The sequence below is a fragment of the Bacillus sp. FSL W8-0519 genome (assembly GCF_038005585.1).
GTDB classification, from domain to species: Bacteria; Bacillota; Bacilli; order Bacillales; family Bacillaceae_G; genus Bacillus_A; species Bacillus_A paranthracis.
Genome location: NZ_JBBOTL010000001.1, coordinates 4246252 through 4268370 on the forward strand (window position 1 = coordinate 4246252; position 22119 = coordinate 4268370).

Annotated in this window: 18 protein-coding genes, 1 pseudogene and 1 other annotated feature; of the genes and pseudogenes, 4 read left to right on the forward strand and 15 right to left on the reverse strand. The window is 37.3% G+C overall.

From position 1 onward, the window contains the following. Positions 1-46: 46 nt before the first annotated feature. Positions 47-1039, forward strand: a pseudogene (locus NST14_RS22335) (replication-associated recombination protein A); the annotation flags it as partial. A 37-nt stretch (positions 1040-1076) separates the two neighbouring features. After that, positions 1077-1718, forward strand: coding sequence for an RsfA family transcriptional regulator (locus NST14_RS22340; protein ID WP_046197790.1), 642 nt, complete (start codon positions 1077-1079; stop codon positions 1716-1718). A gap of 516 nt (positions 1719-2234) precedes the next feature. On the opposite strand, the gene NST14_RS22345 is transcribed toward NST14_RS22340, so the two are convergent. The 12 genes from NST14_RS22345 to NST14_RS22400 form a co-directional block, all read right to left on the reverse strand. Beyond that, on the reverse strand, positions 2235-3002 hold the full coding sequence (locus NST14_RS22345; RefSeq protein ID WP_000903179.1) for a tRNA threonylcarbamoyladenosine dehydratase: 768 nt from the start codon (positions 3000-3002) through the stop codon (positions 2235-2237). A gap of 347 nt (positions 3003-3349) precedes the next feature. After that, positions 3350-5125 carry an aspartate--tRNA ligase gene (gene aspS, locus NST14_RS22350; RefSeq protein ID WP_000840909.1) on the reverse strand — a complete coding sequence of 592 codons (1776 nt, stop codon included), beginning with the start codon at positions 5123-5125 and terminating at the stop codon, positions 3350-3352. 12 nt (positions 5126-5137) lie between these two features. Then, on the reverse strand, positions 5138-6409 hold the full coding sequence (hisS, locus tag NST14_RS22355; protein ID WP_000027087.1) for a histidine--tRNA ligase: 1272 nt from the start codon (positions 6407-6409) through the stop codon (positions 5138-5140). A gap of 69 nt (positions 6410-6478) precedes the next feature. Continuing rightward, positions 6479-6709 (reverse strand) — a binding site (T-box leader). 54 nt (positions 6710-6763) lie between these two features. Continuing rightward, positions 6764-6940, reverse strand: a complete 177-nt coding sequence (locus NST14_RS22360) for a hypothetical protein (RefSeq protein WP_001242605.1) — start codon at positions 6938-6940, stop codon at positions 6764-6766. Between the two features lie 264 nt (positions 6941-7204). Beyond that, complete coding sequence (locus NST14_RS22365) at positions 7205-7900, reverse strand: alpha/beta fold hydrolase (RefSeq protein ID WP_000447391.1); 696 nt, start codon at positions 7898-7900, stop codon at positions 7205-7207. Positions 7901-8028: 128 nt separating this feature from the next. After that, on the reverse strand, positions 8029-8469 hold the full coding sequence (locus NST14_RS22370) for a D-tyrosyl-tRNA(Tyr) deacylase (protein ID WP_001266956.1): 441 nt from the start codon (positions 8467-8469) through the stop codon (positions 8029-8031). 17 nt (positions 8470-8486) lie between these two features. After that, the gene (gene relA / locus NST14_RS22375) at positions 8487-10670 is read right to left on the reverse strand and encodes a GTP diphosphokinase (protein WP_001262809.1); all 2184 of its coding nucleotides are present in this window, start codon (positions 10668-10670) and stop codon (positions 8487-8489) included. Between the two features lie 210 nt (positions 10671-10880). Continuing rightward, on the reverse strand, positions 10881-11393 hold the full coding sequence (locus tag NST14_RS22380; RefSeq protein ID WP_000346214.1) for an adenine phosphoribosyltransferase: 513 nt from the start codon (positions 11391-11393) through the stop codon (positions 10881-10883). A gap of 47 nt (positions 11394-11440) precedes the next feature. Beyond that, positions 11441-13780, reverse strand: coding sequence for a single-stranded-DNA-specific exonuclease RecJ (gene recJ / locus NST14_RS22385; protein WP_000941265.1), 2340 nt, complete (start codon positions 13778-13780; stop codon positions 11441-11443). 101 nt (positions 13781-13881) lie between these two features. Further along, positions 13882-14775: a cation diffusion facilitator family transporter gene (locus NST14_RS22390; protein ID WP_000409725.1), complete on the reverse strand. Its 894-nt coding sequence runs from the start codon at positions 14773-14775 to the stop codon at positions 13882-13884. Positions 14776-14928: 153 nt separating this feature from the next. After that, positions 14929-17193 (reverse strand): protein translocase subunit SecDF, encoded by a 2265-nt coding sequence (gene secDF, locus NST14_RS22395; RefSeq protein WP_001119080.1) that lies wholly within the window; start codon positions 17191-17193, stop codon positions 14929-14931. Between the two features lie 270 nt (positions 17194-17463). Then, entirely contained in the window at positions 17464-17748 is a 285-nt protein-coding gene (locus NST14_RS22400; RefSeq protein ID WP_000886980.1) for a post-transcriptional regulator, read from the reverse strand. Between the two features lie 172 nt (positions 17749-17920). On the opposite strand from NST14_RS22400, the gene spoVB reads away from it, so the two are divergent. Then, complete coding sequence (gene spoVB / locus NST14_RS22405) at positions 17921-19480, forward strand: stage V sporulation protein B (RefSeq protein WP_000198283.1); 1560 nt, start codon at positions 17921-17923, stop codon at positions 19478-19480. Between the two features lie 29 nt (positions 19481-19509). On the opposite strand, the gene NST14_RS22410 is transcribed toward spoVB, so the two are convergent. Then, positions 19510-20157 (reverse strand): DUF421 domain-containing protein, encoded by a 648-nt coding sequence (locus tag NST14_RS22410; RefSeq protein WP_000455393.1) that lies wholly within the window; start codon positions 20155-20157, stop codon positions 19510-19512. 102 nt (positions 20158-20259) lie between these two features. Here NST14_RS22410 and NST14_RS22415 point away from each other — a divergent pair, with 102 nt between their 5' ends. Continuing rightward, positions 20260-20643, forward strand: coding sequence for a TIGR04086 family membrane protein (locus NST14_RS22415; RefSeq protein WP_000349147.1), 384 nt, complete (start codon positions 20260-20262; stop codon positions 20641-20643). Between the two features lie 37 nt (positions 20644-20680). Here the strand turns inward: NST14_RS22415 and yajC are convergent, their stop codons facing one another. Further along, positions 20681-20941 (reverse strand): preprotein translocase subunit YajC, encoded by a 261-nt coding sequence (yajC, locus tag NST14_RS22420; protein ID WP_001068066.1) that lies wholly within the window; start codon positions 20939-20941, stop codon positions 20681-20683. 27 nt (positions 20942-20968) lie between these two features. Next, entirely contained in the window at positions 20969-22108 is a 1140-nt protein-coding gene (tgt, locus tag NST14_RS22425; RefSeq protein ID WP_000125362.1) for a tRNA guanosine(34) transglycosylase Tgt, read from the reverse strand. Positions 22109-22119: the final 11 nt, after the last annotated feature.

Below are 22119 nucleotides of genomic sequence, written 5' to 3' on the forward strand. Positions count from 1 at the left end.
TTAAAACAATATTTAATAATTTCATCCACATAAAATAAGTTATACAAAAGTACACCGTCTAGATAAAGCAAAACAGGATTTTCTATTACCTCATTTAGAAAGTGGACTCCTTACTTTAATTGGTGCGACGACGAGTAATCCGTTCCATGCTATTAATTCTGCTATTCGAAGTCGTTGTCAAATCTTTGAATTACATGCATTAACAGAAGATGATCTTTTAATTGGATTAAAACGAGCACTTGAAGATAAAGAAAAAGGTCTTGGAGAATATGATGTAACTGTTACACCTGAGGCATTACATCACTTCGCAAATGCATCAGGCGGAGATATGCGTTCCGCCTATAATGCACTGGAACTAGCTGTTTTATCTAGCTTTACAACTGATGATAAAGCTGCGGAAATTACGCTAGAAATCGCAGAAGAATGTTTACAAAAAAAGAGCTTCGTTCATGACAAGGGTGGAGATGCTCATTATGACGTATTATCGGCATTTCAAAAATCGGTGCGCGGAAGCGATGTAAATGCAGCACTTCATTATTTAGCACGTCTTATTGAAGCTGGCGACTTGCAAAGCATCGGTAGACGTCTTCTTATTATGGCATATGAAGATATTGGACTTGCTAGCCCGCAAGCTGGACCGCGTACGCTAGCCGCAATAGAATCAGCTGAACGCGTTGGATTCCCAGAGGCGCGCATACCACTTGCAAATGCCGTTATTGAGCTTTGCCTATCACCAAAATCAAACTCAGCTTATAAAGCACTTGATGCCGCCTTACACGATTTACGTAACGGTCAAACAGGCGATATTCCAAGTCATTTAAAAGATAGTCATTACAAAGGCGCAGAGGCACTTGGAAGAGGCATTGGATACTTATATCCACACGACCATCCAAATGGTTGGGTACCGCAACAATACTTACCTGATAAAATAAAAAACAAACAATATTATAAACCGAAAACGACAGGGAAATTTGAACAAGCACTTTCTACTGTATATGAAAGATTACAAAGTTCGAATAAAACGAAAAATAAAGGGTAACATAAGCGAAAACGTCACCATTATGGAGGCTTCGCTTATGAAAACACGTCAAGATGCATGGACAAAAGAAGACGATCTCCTTTTAGCAGAAACTGTTTTACGACATATTCGCAGCGGCAGTACACAAATAAAAGCATTCGATGAAGTCGGCGATGCTTTAAACCGCACTTCCGCAGCTTGCGGTTTTAGATGGAATGCTGAAGTAAGACCGAATTATGAAGATGCGGTGCAGCTTGCGAAAAAACAACGTAAAGAATTAAAGCGTTCTGAAGCTAAAATAGAAAAAAATCAGTTCACAAAAACGAAACAACTCGTAATCGACGCTGAGTTTTCAGAAGATATTGTACCAAGTAAACAAGAACTTACAATGCAAAATGTCATCTCGTTTTTGCAAAACTTGGAGCACAATAATCCTTCACTCGCAAAGTTACAAACTGAAAATGAAGTATTACAAACTCAGCTCACTTCCTTGCAAAAAACGAATGATGAGCTCGAAACTAAATTAGCCGCACTCACAAAAAAACAACAAGCAATCGAAGAAGATTATGCAATGCTCGTTAGAATTATGGATCGTGCTCGAAAACTCGTTTCAGTTGAAGAACAAGAAGAGCAGATCGCTCCCATTTTCAAGACAGATCAAAATGGAAATTTAGATATTATTTATTCTGCAGAGAATTAAAAAAGGATGTCACCTAGCCCAATTTTCCGGCTAAGTGACATCCTTTTTTTGTCTCTTCGGTGGATAGCATATTGGTAAATGAAATTATATCGACGATTTTTCGAATATATCTATCGTAACTTACAATATATCAACGATTTTTTAATTATATCGACTATTCGACAAGGAATATCGATTTACCGACAAATGTTGACAAAATAAGTCGATTAGTTATAAAAATAAATACCTAAGATTAATTGGATATATTTTACTTAAATGTTAATATGAATATATACGATCGAAGGGAGATGATTGCTATTTCATTAATAGTCTTCAAAATAACGCTTGGCATTCTCGTCCTAATATTAGGTCTTTTTACCATTCATAGTTTAAAAAAGACGTCAGCTTATAAATCGAACAAATATGATTATTTTTTATTAGGATTACTTACACTTGAAGTATTAGTATTGCAAATATCAGCAGTTCTTTAAAATATAATAGAAAAGCATATATCCGAAATGGATATATGCTTTCACTTTATTCTTGCCCTACACGCTTCACTTCTACGTTTTTAATGCGTTCACGTACAACGTGACTTGCCATAATTAAGCCTGCCACAGATGGTACGAATGCATTTGATGAAGGTGGTAATTTCGCTTTACGAATTTTTGCATTTTCGTCTGGTACAATTTCTTTACGTACTTCTTCACGAATTACGATTGGATTTTCGTCAGAGAAGACAACTTTTACACCTTTTTTAATGCCCTCTTTACGAAGCTTCGTACGAATGACTTTCGCAATTGGATCTGTATGTGTTTTAGAGATGTCCGCAATACGGAAACGAGTTGGGTCCATTTTATTTGCTGCACCCATACTTGAGATAATTTTAATTTTACGACGTAAACATTGTTTAATTAAATGAATTTTGAACGTAATCGTATCAGATGCATCCACTACAAAGTCTAAACCGTACTTAAAGAACTCTTCATATGTTTCATCTGTGTAAAACATTTCTAGTCCAATTACTTCACACTCTGGGTTAATGTCTGCAATACGCTCTTTCATTAATTCTACTTTTGAACGTCCTACAGTAGATACTAAAGCGTGAATTTGACGGTTTACGTTTGTAATATCTACAACATCTTTATCTACTAATACGAGACGCCCAACTCCAGAACGTGCTAACGCTTCAGCTGCAAAAGAACCTACGCCGCCAATTCCTAAAATACCGACTGTACTATTTTTTAATATTTCAAGTCCTTCTTTACCGAAGGCTAATTCATTACGTGAAAATTGATGTAACATTCAGCTCTACACTCCTATTACAAAAATGGTCTACCATGTATTCTAGCGTTTTTCCGACTATTTGTATAGAAAAAGTTATAGAATTCCTAAAAATACATATTTCGAAAATAAAAACATAGTGGAAACCGGGATTTTGTTTCTTCCTAAATACACGTTTAAAAAGGAGGATTCAGATAACCGAGCAGATCGAGGCACGTATGCTAGGAGGAGCGCAGTGTAGCTTTACTACTCGAGCACCAGACTAGCATACGTAACGACGAGATGCGACAGTTATCTGAACCGGACTTTTTAAACAACCTCTCAAAAAAAGCCTAGATGGTATTAGTATAACCATCTAGACCCTATTCTTACTTCTCTTCTTTTAAGCTTAATTTTAAGTTTAACTCTTCAAGCTGTGCTTCTGCAACTGGGCTTGGAGCTTCTGTTAATAAGCAGCTTGCGCTTGCTGTTTTCGGGAATGCAATTGTATCACGAAGGTTCGTACGACCTGCAAGTAACATAACAAGACGGTCTAAACCTAATGCAATACCACCGTGTGGTGGAGTACCGTATTCGAATGCTTCTAATAAGAATCCGAATTGCTCTTGCGCTTCTTCTTGTGAGAATCCAAGTGCTTTGAACATTTTTTCTTGTACGTCACGCTCGTAAATACGAAGTGATCCACCACCAAGCTCATAACCGTTTAATACAAGGTCATATGCTTGCGCACGTGCTTTTTCTGGTGCTGTTTCTAATAGCTCAACATCTTCACGGAATGGCATTGTGAATGGGTGGTGAGCTGCGAAGTAACGATCTGCATCTTCATCGTACTCAAGAAGCGGCCAATCCGTTACCCATAGGAAGTTAAATTTACTTTCGTCAATTAACTCAAGCTCTTTACCTAGACGTAAACGAAGTGCACCTAAGCTATCTGCAACAACGCTCTTCTTATCTGCTACGAATAGTAATAAGTCACCAGCAGTAGCTTCTAATGTGCTCATTAACACATTTGCATCTTCTTCACCGAAGAATTTCGCAATCGGTCCTTTTAAGCCGTCTTCTTCCACTTTAAGCCAAGCTAAACCTTTTGCACCGTATACTTTTACGAATTCAGTTAATGCATCGATGTCTTTACGAGAGTATTTGCTCGCAGCACCTTTTGCATTAATTGCTTTTACTTGTCCGCCGCTTTCTACAGCACTTGTAAATACTTTAAATCCACAACCTGCTGCAAACTCAGATAAGTCTGTTAGTTCCATTTCAAAGCGTGTATCTGGCTTATCAGAACCGTAACGAGCCATTGCATCAGCGTAAGTCATACGAGGGAATGGTGCACTAATCTCTACACCTTTCGCATCCTTCATAACTTTCGTCATCATGCGCTCCATCATATCTAAAATTTCTTCTTGTGTTAAGAATGAAGCTTCAATATCGATTTGCGTAAATTCTGGTTGACGGTCTGCACGTAAATCTTCATCACGGAAACAGCGTGCTACTTGATAGTAACGCTCAAATCCGCCGACCATAAGAAGCTGTTTAAATAGCTGTGGAGATTGTGGTAATGCATAGAATTCACCATCATGTACACGACTTGGTACTAAATAATCACGAGCTCCTTCTGGCGTGCTCTTCGTTAAAATTGGTGTTTCCACTTCTAAGAACTCTTCTGTGTCTAAGAAGTTACGAATTGTTTTTGTTACGTCATGACGCATTTTGAATGTGTTGAACATTACAGGACGACGTAAGTCTAAATAACGATATTTTAAACGCACATCTTCTGATGCATCTGTATCATCAGCAATAATGATTGGCGTTGTTTTCGCTGCATTTAATACATTTACTTTCGTTGCTTGTACTTCAATACGACCAGTTGCCATATTGTCATTAATTGCGCCTTCACCACGCTCAACAACTGTACCTTCTACGTGTAGTACGTATTCGCTACGAATTGTTTCTGCTACTTCTAGCGCTTCTTTTGATGTTTCTGGGTTAAATACAACTTGTACGATACCTGTACGGTCACGTAAGTCGATAAAGATTAATCCACCTAAATCACGGCGTTTTTGTACCCAACCTTTTAATTGAACTGTTTGTCCAACTGCTTCTACTGTTACTTTTCCACATGCATGCGTTCTTTCAGCCACTGTAAGTTCCCCCTATATTAATTTCTCTGCTACGTATGAAGCAAATACATCTAATGCTACTTCTTCTTGTTCGCCTGTTGCCATATCTTTTAAGTTAATGATGCCTTTATCTAGCTCATCTTCCCCTAATACAGCTACAAATTTCGCTTTTAGACGATCTGCTGATTTAAATTGTGCCTTCATTTTGCGATCTAAATAATCTTTTTCAACTGATAATCCAGCTTTACGAAGATCAAATGCAACTTTTGCAGCATGGTCTTTCGCTTTTTCACCAAGCGCTACAACGTAACAATCAATGCTATGTTCGATTGGCAATTCAATGTTTTCAGCTTTTAGTGCCATAATTAAACGTTCAATACTCATCGCAAAACCGATACCTGGCATTTCTGGTCCACCGATTTCTTGTACAAGTCCGTTGTAACGTCCACCACCGCTTAATGTAGTAATAGCACCGAAACCTTCTGCCTCACTCATAATTTCAAATACAGTGTGTTGGTAGTAGTCTAAACCACGTACTAAGTTCGGATCTTTTTCAAATGGAACATCCATCATCGTTAATAGTTCTTGAACTTTTTCGTAGTATACTGCTGAATCTTCGTTTAAGTATTCTGTAATAGATGGTGCTGTTCCCATTAATTCATGGTTACGGTCCTTCTTACAATCTAAAATACGAAGAGGGTTCTTTTCTAAACGAGATTGACAGTCAGAACAGAATTCGCCGATACGTGGCTCGAAGTGTGCGATTAATGCATCACGGTGTGCTTGACGGCTTGCTGCATCACCTAAGCTGTTTAATACAACTTTAATATTTTTTAAGCCCATGCCGCGGTAAAACTCTACAGCAAGTGCAATTACTTCTGCATCAATTGCAGGATCGTTACTGCCGATTGCTTCAATACCAAATTGTACGAATTGACGATAGCGACCTGCTTGTGGTCTTTCGTAACGGAACATTTGACCGATATAATATAATTTCGTCGGTTGTGTTGCGTCACCGAACATTTTATTTTCAACGTAAGAACGTACAACAGGTGCAGTACCTTCTGGACGTAATGTTAAACTACGCTCTCCACGATCTTGGAATGAGTACATTTCTTTTTGTACGATATCTGTCGTATCTCCAACACCACGTAAAAATAGCTCAGTGTGTTCAAAAATTGGTGTACGAATTTCTTTGTAATTGTAACGACGGCAAATTTCGCGTGCTTGCCCTTCGATATACTGCCATAACTCAACAGTACCTGGAAGAATATCTTGCGTTCCGCGTGGGATTTGAATAGACATATTCAGTTCCTCCTCAAATTGTTTTAATCTTAATAAAAATAAAAAAACTCCCGCCTCTACTGTTTGAACAGTAGGGACGAGAGTATTATACCCGTGGTGCCACCCTAATTGAAGCACGTATGCTTCCACTTTTTTAATAACGCTTAAATGTGCGTTCATCCCTACTAAGCGTATACGCCGTTCAAGTTGAAACCTCTAGAGTGTCATTCAATCAGTCATCATGTAGAAATGTTTTCAGCCTAAGACATTTCTTCTCTTTCCATGTGTGTCTCATTTACTCTTCTCTATCAAAGGTTATATTCATATGTAAATATAAAATTACTATACGTTTGTTCAGTAGGATTGTCAAGTGCTCTAAGAGCGTTCAATCTGCTTCTTTAGACGCTTTACATCTTGAAGAGAAATGCCAAACTCAGAAGCAAGCTCCATTGAAGTATTGTTTTGCTCTTTTGAAATAAAATCATGAAAATTTACGTTAAACAGTTGATTTGCACCATTTGTAACAGAATGCCCTTTTTCATTCATACGCATACGTATATCCCTCACATTCAATATGGATGTTTTACTTTTTATTGTTCCATATTGATTAGAGAGTTATACATAAACGAAAAAGCTATTGACTCAAAATAAACATTAGTATTGGATTTATAACAATGAGCTAGTCCACTTGCTAGCATATGATGCTTCAAATAATATAACGATACGATACAATACCTACCCCAATTACGAGAATTTCTAACATTACATGTAATACAACTTGCGCGGCCATTTCTTCTATAGGAAGTAAAGTATACATTAAATTACTTCTACACTCTGATTCAATATACGGACCAATGCCTCTGGATTAGTTTCCATTACCCAATGCCCACCAACTTCAATAGAAAAAACCTCCCATTTTCTATCTCTTGCTTTTTTTGCTGATTCTAAAAAGATAGACGTCATTGGCCAATGTTCTGGATTATCCTTTACTTCTACGTATATATGCGGTATACATTGTGCTTTAGAGTTTTTTATTTCAACCGATTGTGTAAAAGCCAACAATGGCATCGCTGATTTTCTCTCATCTATTGTATTTCTAGGAAGAACACGCCATCCCTCCCCGTATACTTTTACTTCTTCTATAAAATGCGCGGCCATTTCCGGTCCAGAAATATCCATAACAGAATCACCATCTTCCGGAAGCATTGCATCCACGTATACTAGCTCCTTAATGAACTCGGGAATTACTTCTGCCACCCCTGTAATTACCATACCAGAATAACTATGTCCTACCAAAATTACATCTTTTAGACCCTGATATTTGATAGTATTAACAATGTCTTGAATAAATGTCTTCAACCCTATATTAGGTTGCATAAGATGTGTTCGTTCCCCAAGTCCAGTTAATGTAGGAGTATATACACTATGACCCTCTTCCCTTAAAAGTTCAGCTAGTTTTTTCCAAACATAACCGCCATCCCATGCTCCATGAACGAGTACAAATGTTTCCATAAGTTTTACCTCCCATAATCCCCCGATTATATCGTTTATTTTCTTAACTATCATAACAATAATTAACAAAATATACCATTAAAAACCATAAAAGAAGAGAGGGGCTCATCCCCTCTCTTCTTGCAACACTATTTACTTTCCACAATTAAGGTAACCGGACCATCATTGATTAAAGAAACATCCATCATTGCTCCGAACTTCCCTGTTTCTACATGCAATCCTTGCTTACGTACTTCTTCATTAAAGAAATCATATAAACGCTCTGCATAGTCAGGTTTAGCTGCATCCATAAAGTTTGGACGTCTTCCCTTGCGGCAATCTCCGTATAATGTGAATTGCGAAATGGATAGAACTTGTCCTTCTACATCAAGTACAGAATGGTTCATCTTTCCGCTCTCATCTTCAAAAATACGTAAGTTCGCAATTTTTTCTGCAATGTAAGTTGCATCTTTTTCTGTATCTTCATGCGTAATGCCAACTAGTAATGTTAAACCGAACGGAATTTGTCCTACGATCTCACCGTCTACTGTGACAGACGCTTCTTTTGATCGTTGTAAAACAACTCTCATCTTTTCTACACTCCCTATTAATGCATCATGCGTCGTACTGCATAAATTTCTGGAACACGTTTAATGCGTTCTACTACTTTTTTCAAGTGCTGTAAGTTACGAATAGAGATTGACATATTAATTGTTGCCATCTTATTACGGTCACTTCTACCAGAAACTGCTGAAATGTACGTTTTCGTCTCTGTAACAGCTTGTAATACTTCGTTTAATAAACCACGGCGATCGTACCCTGAAATTTCAATATCAACGTTATACTCAATTTCTTTTTCAGGGCTACCTTCCCACTCTACTTCTAATAAACGTTCTATAGCTTCTTCTGTATGAACATTTACACAGTCACGGCGGTGAATCGATACGCCTCGGCCTTTCGTAATATACCCAACGATATCATCACCAGGTACTGGGTTACAGCATTTTGATAAACGAATTAATAAATTATCTGCACCACTTACTTTAACGCCAGAATCCCATTTTCGAATTTTCATCGGTTTACGAACTTCTTTAACTTCAACAATCTCTTCTTCTTCACGTTGCTTACGGAACTTGTCCGTTAGTCGCGTAACAATTTGCGATGCAGTGATACCATTATATCCAACTGCCGCAAACATATCTTCTTCATTTGCAAAGTTGAATTTTTCAGCAACTCGTTTTAAATTGTCAGGCGCTAACACTTCTTTCATCTCATACTCTAGGCTACGCACTTCTTTCTCAACAAGTTCACGGCCTTTTTCAATATTTTCATCTCTACGTTGTTTCTTAAAGAACTGACGTATTTTGTTTTTTGCATGAGATGTTTGAGCAAGTTTCACCCAATCTTGACTTGGTCCATACGAATGTTTCGATGTTAAAATCTCAATGATGTCACCTGTTTTTAATTTATAGTCAAGTGTCACCATTTTCCCGTTTACTTTTGCACCAATTGTTTTATTCCCAATCTCTGAATGCACACGATATGCAAAGTCAATTGGAACAGATCCAAGTGGTAATTCCATTACATCGCCTTTCGGTGTAAAGACGAATACCATGTCAGAGAATAAATCAATTTTTAACGACTCCATAAACTCTTCTGCATTAGAAGCTTCATTTTGCCATTCTAATATTTGACGGAACCATGTAAGTTTCTTCTCTAATGTACCTGTTGTTTCTGCTGTTTTTCCTTCTTTATACGCCCAGTGTGCCGCGATCCCGAATTCTGCAATCTCATGCATTTCTTTCGTACGAATTTGCACTTCAAGCGGATCACCTTTCGGTCCAATTACAGTCGTATGAAGAGATTGATATAGATTTGCTTTCGGCATTGCAATATAATCTTTAAAACGACCTGGCATCGGCTTCCAGCACGTATGAATAATTCCAAGTACTGCATAACAATCTTTAATACTATTTACAACGACACGTACAGCTAATAAATCGTAAATTTCATTGAACTGTTTATTTTGCAGTGCCATTTTACGATAAATACTGTAAATATGTTTTGGTCTTCCAGAAATTTCAGGTTGAATTGCAACTTCGTCTAATTTCTCACGAATACCAGTCATTACTTCGTCTAAATACTCTTCACGTTCTGCACGTTTACGCTTCATTAAATTTACAATACGATAATATTGCTGTGGATTTAAGTAGCGAAGTGACGTATCCTCTAGCTCCCATTTAATAGTACTAATTCCGAGTCTATGTGCTAAAGGCGCAAAGATTTCTAACGTTTCATTCGCAATGCGACGCTGCTTCTCTTGAGGCAAATGTTTCAATGTACGCATGTTATGAAGACGATCAGCTAGTTTAATTAAAATAACTCGAATATCTTGAGCCATTGCAATAAACATTTTGCGATGGTTTTCTGCTTGTTGTTGCTCATGAGATTTATATTTAATCTTTCCAAGCTTTGTCACACCATCAACAAGCATAGCAATTTCTTTATTAAATTCCCGTTCAATATCTTCTAATGTAATCTCTGTATCTTCTACTACATCATGTAAGAAACCTGCTGATACTGTAGCTGGATCCATGTGTAAATCAACTAAAATACCTGCAACTTGAATTGGATGAATAATGTATGGTTCACCCGATTTTCTGTATTGTTCGCTATGCGCATCGCGTGCATATTCATAGGCACGTGCTACTAGCTCAATATCTTCATCCACTAAATATTGACTTGCTTTCTCGAGTACCTGTTCAGCTGTTAGTACCTGCTCATTTGCCATCGAATCACCTTTTATTGAAAATTGACTTTATCTTTATTAAATAGAATAAATTATATTCTATCATTATAACCCAATGATTGTGAATTGTGAAAAGGAAAAGATTTTACTGACATTTCACCATAATTTTTTGTTCAATTATACAAAAGTACCCGCTCCTCTCCAAGAGATTCACGGGTACTTCTTATCACCGTAGTTTTACCTATATAGCGATTAGTATTTTTCTAATACTAATACATCGTAACCATCTAACATTTTACGACCATCTAAGTAAGTAAGTTCTACTAAGAATGCAATTCCTGCTACAACTCCGCCTAGCTCTTCAACTAGCTTAATTGTCGCTTCGATTGTTCCACCTGTAGCTAATAGATCATCTGTAATTAATACGCGTTGGCCTGGCTTGATTGCATCTTTATGGATTGTTAAAACATCTTTACCATATTCTTTACCGTAGTCAACTGTAATTACTTCACGTGGTAATTTTCCTAATTTACGAACTGGCGCAAATCCTACTTCTAATGCGTAAGAAACTGGGCAACCAATAATAAAGCCACGAGCTTCTGGACCTACTACAAGGTCGATGTCTCTCTCTTTTGCATACTCAACGATTGCATCTGTTGCTGCTTTGTATGCTTTACCGTCGTTCATTAACGGTGTAATGTCTTTAAACACAATACCTTCTTTTGGATAGTCCGGTACAATTGCGATATGTTGCTTGAAATCCATATTTCTGAATCCTCCTCAGATCTAAAAGGTTTGTAAATACAAATCCTTTACCCTAACTGTTCTACTTCTTTATGATTACGAATCGTTTCAAACCATGTATATAGTTGCTGATATGTGCTATAAACCAATTCTTTTTCTAATTGTAAGTGGTTCATTTTCTCACGATATGTGTTCGATTCAATTAAATCACGCTTTTGTTTTTTGTCTGCCATAAAAATGACGCCATCTTTTATTGTAACAAATTCTAACTCAAAAAACACCTGTGTCATGAAATTTACTGTATCTTTTGACCAACCTTTATGTTGACATAGTTGTTCTCCATATTGTCTTAAAGAAAATGGTGATTTTTGGCTCAAGAATGAATAGTACCATTTAAAGTGATCCCTCGTTGGAACAGTACTAAATAAATGATTATTCTCTTGATAAAATAGCGTATAAATTCGCGACGGGAACCCAACTTTAAATAGATCTCGTAATTCATCTGTTCCTTTTGGTAAATCAAGTAACACGATGTATTGCTCATCTAACTCGGTTACTTCTGATGCATGCATCATATGCTCTTTATAGTCTTCTAAAGAAAATTTATGCAATACCTCTTTAGAAAAATACACCATCGTTATTTTTTCTTTCGGAAGTTCTGCTAAATTTGCTTCTACGTTACGCATACTACGCCAATCAAATAATTGCCATGCCTCTACAGCAATATCTTGCACCATTAATTGCGGCTTCTTAAAATTATTCCATTCATTAATAGACGCTTCCCCGATTACAGATACTTTTGCAACTGGAGAAATTTCTTTCGCATACGCTCCAAATCCAAACCCGATTGTATCCAGTGTTGCCTGTCCATCACGAAGAGCCATTTTTAAATGAGAACCGTCTGATCCGATTGCACGAATACTTTCTAACTCCGCATCTTTCACTGCAATACGTGGCTTTGGATTTCCAACACCAAATGGTGCTAACTTTTGCATATCTTCAATTGCTGCAAGTGTTACGTCCTCCACTTTGCAAAAAGCATCGACAGCTGTAATTGGAATAAAATCTTCTTCCGTTAAAATTGTATCTGCCTGTTCATTTAAACGGCGGCGTAATTCATCTACATCATTCATATGTAGCGTCATTCCCGCTGCCATCGGATGTCCCCCGAAGTGTGGCAATAACTCTCTACAATCTGACAAGTTTGCAAACAAATCAAATCCTGCAATACTACGCGCTGAACCTTTTGCAGTTTCTTTTACAGGATCAATGCATAATACAATCGTTGGACGATAAAAACGTTCAACTAATTTAGAAGCGACAATTCCAATTACACCTGGATTCCATCCTTCTTTTGCAAGCACTAATACTTTATTATCTTCAGGAGGGAAATTCGTTTCCACCTCAGCGATAGCTTCTTCTGTAATTTGTTTTACAATATCTTTTCGCAGTTTGTTCAGTTCATCAATTTCTTCAGCCAGCTCTTTCGCTTCTTCCGGATCCTCTGATAACAAAAGATGTACAGCCGGCGTAGCATCTTCTAAACGTCCAACTGCATTAATACGAGGTGCGATTGAGAAGCCAATACTCTCTTCTGTAATTTCACTTTGCGAAACGTTAGCAACTTTAAATAGCGCCTTTAGTCCAATATTTTTCGTCATGCGCATATGTTTTAAACCGCGCTTCACTAGCAATCTATTCTCACCGTGAAGTGATACTAAATCGGCTACCGTACCAATTACTGCAATTTCTAATAAATGTTCTGGTACACGGCCTAGTAGTGCATGTGCAACTTTAAACGCAACACCAACGCCCGCTAAATAGTGAAACGGATACACACCGCCATCTAATTTCGGGTGAATAATCGCAAGTGCTTCTGGCAATTCTGGTGGTGGCTCATGGTGATCTGTAATAATTAGATCTATCCCAAGTTCCTTCGCCACTTTCGCTTCATGTACAGCTGCGATACCAGTATCGACAGTAATAATTAATGAGAATCCTGCGCTATGCGCCCAACGAAATGCTTCTTCGTTTGGTCCATAACCTTCTGTAAAACGGTTTGGGATATAAAATTCTACGTCTGCACCTAATTCTTGCAAGGCAAGATATAACACAGTCGTACTACTTACTCCGTCCGCATCGTAGTCACCAAATATTAATATTTGCTCTCCATTTTGAATCGCCTTATTTACACGTTCTACCGTTCTATCCATTCCTTCTAATAAAAATGGATCATGAAATTCTTGATTTTCTGTATTTAAAAAATCTAAAATCTTATCTTCTGTATCTAATCCTCTACCGAGGAATAACGAAACGACAAGTGGTGATAATTGTAATTTACTTGCTAATTCACTCACTCGCTCGCCATTATATTCTTTTTCTTTCCAACGCGTCTTCGGTTGTAACACGAAATCACCCCTTAACCTGTTCATTATACAAGACAGATTAAGGGGTGACAATATCATGCAAACTACGATGCAATATCTATATACTAAAATGTTAATAATGTTTAATTTGGAGAATACGGATTTATATGTACAAACACATTTTGTACGTTATCTTGTTTCATAAGCGTTTCTTTCACATGCTTTCCAATGCGATGCCCTTCTTCTACAGTAATGTATGGATCTACAGAAACTTTAATATCAACAATAACGTAATGACCATGTTCCCTTGCGTATAAAGAACCAATTTTTTTTACACCGTCTATTTGAAGTACTGCTTCTCTAAGCGGAATAACATCTTCCTCATGAAGAACATGATCAAGCGTTGCATGAATTGCTTCTGCCCCAATACTCCATGCCATTTTTGCAACGAGAAGTGAAACAAATAATCCTGCAATTGGATCGGCATACACAAGCCAATCTAACCCGAACTTACCACCAATAATCGCTGCACAAATACCGATTAAAGCTGCAATTGAAGAAAACACATCTGAACGGTGCTCATATGCATTTGCAATAATTGCATCACTATTTACCCTTTTCCCTAATCGGAATTTATATTGAAACATTCCTTCTTTCACAACAATCGAAAGAACGACAGCAAAAATTGTAATCCCTTTCGGTGGTTCTAGTTCCTGCGAAAAAGCTTTTATGGACGAAATCGCTATCTCGATTCCCACAATAAATAATAATACTGCAACAATAATCGCTGAAATCGATTCCGCTTTACCATGACCATACGGATGATCTTCATCGGGCGGCTGCTTTGCTGCTCGTAACCCAAACAGTACAGCTAGCGAACCAATTACATCTGATGCAGAATGCACCGCATCTGCTAATAGCGCTTTACTGTTCCCAATATAACCAATTACCGCCTTTATAATCGCTAATATAATATTACCAACGATCCCGACAATGGCACCAAACTCGGCCTGTTTAAAACGTTCATCTTTTTCCATCATTAAAATCCCTTCTTTTCTTAACCTATCTTTTTATTGTAACAAAAACAGCGATAACATCACCACTTTCTTCCATTTCATCATTTCAAAGTAACTATCTTATTGTATCCACAAACGAAAAAAGAGATGCCTCATAAAGAGACATCATCTTTTTTATACTTGCGGTTCAGATTCTACTTTCTCAACCTTTTTCTTGTTTTTGCCCTTTTTCAAACGACGGTTTTCAAGCATTAACCAAATTTGAGAAGCAACGAAAACAGAAGAATACGTACCTACAACTAGTCCAACAAGTAACGCAAACGAGAAGTTACGTAGTGACTCACTACCGAAGATAAGCAGTGCAATTACTGGGAATAACACTGTTAATACGGTGTTAATCGAACGACCAAGCGTTTGGCGAATACTTGCATTTACGATTTCTTCTAAGTCTTTTATATCGCGAACTCGTTTTTTCTGTTTGTATAATTCACGGTTTCTATCAAACGTAACAATTGAGTCATTAATAGAATAACCGATGATTGTTAACACGGCAGCGATAAACGTTAAGTCTACCTCCAATTGGAAAATACTAAATATAACAATCATAACGAATGCATCATGTAATAATGCAAGCACTGCAGATAATGCGTACGTAAATCGGAATCGAATACTTACGTATAAAATGATAACTGCAGAAGCAATTAATACTGCGATAAATGCATTTCTTGCAATTTCTTTACCAATTGTCGGCGAAACTGTACTTACGTTTGGATCTGTACCATATTTATCGTGGAAGAATGTTTTTGTTTTCGCAATTTCATCTTTTGATAGAACACCTAATGTACGAACTGCGAATCCCTTATTGTCATCTCCAGTCGGTACAATGTTTTCTTCCTTCACGTCAATGTTCAATTCTTTAAAATCTTTATGAACATCAGACACAGTAACTGATTGTTTTGATTGCAGGTCGATACGTGTACCACTCGCAAAGTCAATACCAAGATTCATTTTGAAAATTGGTAAAATAATTGCACCTGCAATTACAACTACAATCGAGAAGATAAGGAATTTATGACCGACATTTACAAAGTTAATACGATCAAATTTCGTTGGTGGATGTACTACACCTTTTGTTAACGGAATAATATCCTTTTGTTTCACACCAAAGTATCCTGGTTTTTTATCGAAGTAACGGCTCTTTACAAGTAAACTTAGTAAGAAACGAGTACCGAATACGTTCGTAATAAAACCAACTAAAATACTTACAATTAAACTTGTTGCGAATCCTTTTACAGAGCTATTACCGTAAACGAATAATACACCAGCTGCTGCAAGTGTTGTAATGTTCGCATCTAAAATTGTTGCTAATGAACGATGGTTACCAGCACGGAATGCTGACATCATTGACTTACCAATTTTCAGTTCTTCTTTTAGTCTCTCGTACGTAATAATATTCGCATCAACTGCGATACCTACCCCGAGCACTAACGCCGCAATACCTGGCAACGTCAGAACTGCATGCATCCAGTTAAAGACAAGTAATGTAACGAAAATGTATAAACCTAACATAATAACCGCTACAAGTCCTGGTAAACGGTAGAATACAAGCATAAATAAGAAAATAAGAGCGATACCAATCGCACTAGCGAAAATTGTTTGCTCTAACGCTTGTTGACCAAATTTCGCTCCAACAGATGTTGAATACATTTCTTTTAAATCAACCGGCAGTGCACCTGCGTTTAATAAAGATGAAAGTTGTTTTGCACTTTCAACTGTGAAGTTTCCACCTACGATAGATACTTCAGCTTGGTTAAATACTTGACTTACTGTTGCTGCTGATAAGAATTTCGGATTCGGTTTTGCAGATTCTGCTTTATACGAATCTTTTCCTTCTTCAAAATCAAGCCAAATTACCATTAAATTCGTTGGTGGTGGCATTTTTGAAATTTTCTCAGTTACTTCACGGAATTTTTCAGCGCTTTTTAGTGTAAGACCTACACTCGCACGGCCTTGCTCATCAAATGTTTGCTTCGCTCCGCCGCCTTTTAAATCCGTTCCATCCATAAGAAGATTGTCATCTACATCACGAAATGTTAATTTCGCTTGTGTTGATAACATTTCACGTGCTTTTTGCTGATCTTGTACACCAGCAAGCTGTACACGAATTCGATCTTGCCCTTCGATTTGAATGTTCGGCTCACTTACACCGAGAACATTGACACGATTTTCAAGAGCACCTACTGTACTTACAAGTACATCTCGATCGATTTTATCACCTTTTTTGGCTGGTTTTACTTCATACAGAATTTCAAAACCACCGCGAAGGTCTAGTCCTAGACTAATTCCTTTTGCTATGTCTTTTCCTGCCGCACCAATTACTCCACCGATTAATAAAACGATGAGGAAAAAGGCGGCAATTCTTGTACCACGCTTTGCCATATGTACCCTCTTTCCGCTACTAACACTTCAAATAAATCTTTTACGATTCACTTTTACACGTGTGCATACGCCTAGTTAGTAGACTTCCTTTCTATAATTTTGCTAGTTCCTCACCAGCTGTGTCGGTAAGTTTTTCACATTACCTACACTTTCATTATTTGTTTTCTCTCTTCACTACCTCCTTTATATATGATCTTAGACATAATTATTTCCTCATTATCAATACCTATCATTATACTGCAAAAGGAAGAACAAACCAATTGCAGTCGGTTATTTATTTTCATATTCATCAAATGACCAAAGCGGGGCTTGATATGCTTCAACAGTTAAATACGTCATATATTCATTAGCTGTTACTGTTAATACGTCATTAACTAATTCATACAATCTAACGTCACTGTCTATCTTCTTCCACTTTTTCACTTTAAGAAACTTCCAAATGTCATCATCTGTTACTCGGTCGTAGCCGAACATTTGGAACTCTTCTACTTTACTTTCTAAAACGACTTGTAACTGTCCGCGGTATGATTCTACCAAAGCCTCTCTATCTAACATATATAACATCTCCTTCTTATTTCAGCACGAAAAGTCGCTTTTAATCCCGCTCTAATGGACAGCAATAACTACTTTCAAGAGTACTCTCTTAAATGCTTGTCATTCTTGTCTCGTACGTGCATATAAATTATTGTAAATCATTCCACTGATTTTGAGAAGGTAGGAGAAGACCATGACGAGACAAAGCTTTTTAAAAGGCGCATTTATTTTAATGATAGCCGGCTTTATTACCAAAATTCTAGGATTTATTAATCGTATTGTAATGGCACGTATTTTAGGAGAAGAAGGCGTTGGCCTTTATATGATGGCCGTCCCTACATTTATTCTAGCAATTACATTAACACAAATCGGTCTTCCTGTCGCAATCGCAAAATTTGTAGCAGAAGCAGAAGCTGTGAATGATAAACAAAAAGTTAAAAAAATATTAACAGTATCATTAGCTGTTACATCTGTTATTAGTATCATTTTAACAATTGGAATTATGCTCCTCACACCTATTTTAGCAAAAACATTATTAACTGATGAACGAACGTACTATCCATTAATGGCCATTTTGCCTGTCGTTCCTGTTATTGCTGTTTCTTCTGTTTTACGTGGCTATTTCCAAGGGAAACAAAATATGAAACCTAGCGCTTACGCCCAAGTGATAGAACAAATTGTCCGCATTACCATTATCGCTATATGTATTCAATTATTTTTACCTTACGGCGTAGAATATGCTGCAGCTGGCGCTATGTTATCAGCCGTTCTCGGTGAAGTGGCATCGTTATTATTTTTACTTACTTTATTCCAGCGCGAAAAACATTTATCTATACGCTCTGGATTTTTCACTACTGTAAAGGAGAGCAAAGGAACATTTTATTCTCTTATGGATATTGCACTTCCAACTACAGGAAGTCGTTTAATCGGTTCCGTTTCCTATTTTTTTGAACCTATCGTCGTTATGCAAAGCTTAGCGATTGCCGGCGTTGCTGCCTCCGTCGCAACTCAGCAATACGGTATATTAAACGGGTATGCATTCCCGCTTCTTTCACTACCAGCCTTTATTACATACGCTCTTTCGACAGCACTCGTTCCATCAATTAGCGAGGCAATGGCAAAAAGACAACATAAATTAGTAGAACACCGCTTACAACAAGCTCTTCGAATCTCACTCATTACTGGCGGGTGGTCAGTCGTTATATTATACGTATTTGCTTCTCCTGTTTTAACTCTTATGTATGGATCGGATAGTGCAACAGCGTTCATCCAGCTTCTTGCACCTTGCTTTTTATTTCATTATTTTCAAAGTCCACTTACCTCTGTCTTACAAGCTTTAAACTTAGCACGTGCGGCCATGATGAATACGTTTATTGGTGCAATCGTGAAATTAATTGTTATTTTCGTACTAGCCTCAAGGCCAGAGTTTCAAATGATGGGGGTTGCCCTTGCAATTGCAGCAAATATCGTAACAGTAACATTTCTTCATTATGCTACTGTTTTAAAGAAAATTACATTTACCATTTACGCAAAAGACTATATTTTTGGCGGACTTGCCATCGGTATCGCAGGCTCCTTCGGTTTTTACCTTCATAAGTATATGGTTTTCTCTCATTCACTTGGCATACAAACATTATGGGAAATCACTTTAACAACACTCGTTTATATTGTGCTCCTCTTCATTTTCAAGCTCATTCGAAAAGAAGAGTTAAGTCGTCTCCCTATCATTCGAAAACTTTCATTTTTGAAGTAAATAGGCTTACTATTCCATATAGTAAGCCTCTAGTTTTCTTTCAAATCAACAAAAAATTTTCCATTTTGAAAACTACAGTATAAAATTTGTGTTACATCGTTATAGCCTAAGTTTTTTAATTTTTCAACAAGCCACTCGTCTGTATGTTCAATCATTTGTAAATGATTCGATTGAATTTCTCCATCGATAATAAGGGGAAGAGTAAACTGCAATGCATCCTGCCCGCCTTTTTGTTTTTGAAAGACAGATAACTTCCCAGATGGTTCTAAAATAGCGTATTCTACATCCCTAATATCTCCGACTCCCTGCTCTCTTAATTGCATCATTAAATCATCTATATTATATCGCTGGTTTCTCATCTTTTTTCCATCAATTTTTCCAGCATTAATAATGATTGCTGGTTCTCCTTCTATTAAATGCCGAAATCGTTGAAACTTTAAAGAAATGACAGACAAAATGATCTGTATACACATAAGAAAGACCATCGGAACTAATTGATGCCAAAGTGATTTATCCGTATTTTCAATTGCGACTACAGCCATTTCACCAAGCATAATGAATACGACTAAATCTAATACACTTAATTCTCCTATCTCACGTTTACCCATAAGACGAAAAATAATTAAGATGATAATATACAACAGCATCGTCCGGCCAATTACTGATACCCATTCCATTTTTACATCTCCTTTTTACGTATAGACTCCCCTATAAAAAAGAAAATAGTCTAACTTAGGCAAAAGGAAAATATGCTTGTATTAAAAAGGGGGAATGTATAAATGGATGGAACGAAAAAATTATCAACTGCAATCGGCTTCGGTATCGTTATCCTATTAATTCTCGCAACAGTTACTAGCATGATTATGGCTCTTTTATTAAAATTTACAGATATGAATGAAGGAACATTAGCTGTTACTATTTTTATACTCGCACTTTTATCTATGCTTATATCTGGGTTTACTGCCGGCAAAAAAGCACAAGGGAAAGGTTGGCTAGTAGGCTTCTCAACAGGACTTACATTCACTATACTTGTTTTTCTAGTTAACTATTTAGGCTTCTCTCAAACTTTATCGAACTCGCAGTTACTTTACCAATTAGCATTAATGGGCGCGAGTACACTTGGTGGCATTTTCGGTGTAAATATGTCCAAACAAAATAACTAAAAAAAGGCCCTGCACATTTCATGCAGGGCCTTCCTCATTAGTTTTTCACAACTTCACGAATCGCATTACGATCGAAAGTTAAGTGTGAACCACCAGATTTAATAACGATTTTCGTCTCATCTACTGATTCAATTGTACCGTGTAAGCCACCGATTGTTACGATAGCATCACCTTTTTTTAACTCACTTTGCATTTGAGCAACTGCTTTTTGACGTTTTTGTTGCGGGCGAATTAATAAGAAATAGAAAATCGCAAACATCGCAACGATCATAACGATATTCATCATACCTGGATTCATCTTTTGTTCCTCCTTTTAAATTATGTATTAGAAGTTTTTAGCATTCGGTTTATTAAAGCCATACTGTTCAAAGAATTCTTCGCGGAAATCGCCAAGACGGTCTTCACGAATAGCTTGTCTCACCTGCTCCATTAAGTTTAACAGAAAATGAAGGTTGTGATAAGACGTTAAACGAATTCCGAACGTTTCATCACATTTCATTAAGTGACGAATGTACGCACGAGAGTAATTTTTACATGTATAGCAATCACAGTTTGGATCAAGCGGACCGAAATCTCTTGCGAATTTCGCATTTTTGACAACAAGGCGGCCTTCACTTGTCATACATGTACCATTTCGAGCGATACGAGTTGGAAGTACGCAGTCAAACATATCAATACCACGAATTGCACCATCGATTAACGAGTCAGGAGAACCTACTCCCATTAAGTAACGTGGCTTATTATCTGGAAGAAGTGGCGTTGTAAACTCAAGTACACGGTTCATAATATCTTTCGGCTCACCTACAGATAAACCACCTACCGCGTAACCAGGGAAGTCCATTGAAACAAGGTCTTTTGCACTTTGGCGACGAAGCTCTTCGAACTCCCCACCCTGTACAATACCGAATAAACCTTGATCTTGTGGACGTTCATGTGCTTTTAAGCAACGCTCTGCCCAGCGGCTTGTACGCTCTACAGATTTCTTCATATATTCAAAAGTAGCTGGGAATGGTGGACACTCATCAAATGCCATCATAATATCTGAACCTAATGCATTTTGAATTTCCATCGCTTTTTCTGGTGATAAGAATAATTTATCTCCATTTAAGTGGTTACGGAAATGAACGCCTTCCTCTTCAATGCGACGGAAGTCACTTAAACTGAATACTTGGAAACCACCAGAGTCCGTTAAGATTGCACGATCCCAGTTCATAAATTTATGCAAACCGCCTGCTTCACGAATGATTTCGTGACCTGGACGTAGCCATAAATGATACGTATTACTTAAAATAATGCCAGAATCCATTGCTTTTAATTCTTCTGGTGACATTGTCTTAACTGTTGCAAGCGTACCAACTGGCATAAATGTTGGTGTATCAAATGAACCGTGTGGCGTATGTACACGTCCTAAACGGGCACCTGTTTGTTTACAAGTTTTAATAAATTCATAACGAATTGCTGTCATAATTTACTCCT

Excerpts from the sequence above, each read along its gene's own strand:
- NST14_RS22340 (WP_046197790.1), top strand. The coding sequence starts at position 1,077 with ATGAAAACACGTCAAGATGCATGGACAAAAGAAGACGATCTCCTTTTA.
- NST14_RS22345 (WP_000903179.1), bottom strand. The coding sequence starts at position 3,002 with ATGTTACATCAATTTTCACGTAATGAATTAGCCTTCGGTAAAGAAGGA.
- hisS (WP_000027087.1), bottom strand. The coding sequence starts at position 6,409 with ATGTCTATTCAAATCCCACGCGGAACGCAAGATATTCTTCCAGGTACT.
- NST14_RS22360 (WP_001242605.1), bottom strand. The coding sequence starts at position 6,940 with ATGCGTATGAATGAAAAAGGGCATTCTGTTACAAATGGTGCAAATCAA.
- NST14_RS22365 (WP_000447391.1), bottom strand. The coding sequence starts at position 7,900 with ATGGAAACATTTGTACTCGTTCATGGAGCATGGGATGGCGGTTATGTT.
- NST14_RS22370 (WP_001266956.1), bottom strand. The coding sequence starts at position 8,469 with ATGAGAGTTGTTTTACAACGATCAAAAGAAGCGTCTGTCACAGTAGAC.
- relA (WP_001262809.1), bottom strand. The coding sequence starts at position 10,670 with ATGGCAAATGAGCAGGTACTAACAGCTGAACAGGTACTCGAGAAAGCA.
- NST14_RS22380 (WP_000346214.1), bottom strand. The coding sequence starts at position 11,393 with ATGGATTTCAAGCAACATATCGCAATTGTACCGGACTATCCAAAAGAA.
- NST14_RS22390 (WP_000409725.1), bottom strand. The coding sequence starts at position 14,775 with ATGGAAAAAGATGAACGTTTTAAACAGGCCGAGTTTGGTGCCATTGTC.
- secDF (WP_001119080.1), bottom strand. The coding sequence starts at position 17,193 with ATGGCAAAGCGTGGTACAAGAATTGCCGCCTTTTTCCTCATCGTTTTA.
- NST14_RS22400 (WP_000886980.1), bottom strand. The coding sequence starts at position 17,748 with ATGTTAGATAGAGAGGCTTTGGTAGAATCATACCGCGGACAGTTACAA.
- spoVB (WP_000198283.1), top strand. The coding sequence starts at position 17,921 with ATGACGAGACAAAGCTTTTTAAAAGGCGCATTTATTTTAATGATAGCC.
- NST14_RS22410 (WP_000455393.1), bottom strand. The coding sequence starts at position 20,157 with ATGGAATGGGTATCAGTAATTGGCCGGACGATGCTGTTGTATATTATC.
- NST14_RS22415 (WP_000349147.1), top strand. The coding sequence starts at position 20,260 with ATGGATGGAACGAAAAAATTATCAACTGCAATCGGCTTCGGTATCGTT.
- yajC (WP_001068066.1), bottom strand. The coding sequence starts at position 20,941 with ATGAATCCAGGTATGATGAATATCGTTATGATCGTTGCGATGTTTGCG.
- tgt (WP_000125362.1), bottom strand. The coding sequence starts at position 22,108 with ATGACAGCAATTCGTTATGAATTTATTAAAACTTGTAAACAAACAGGT.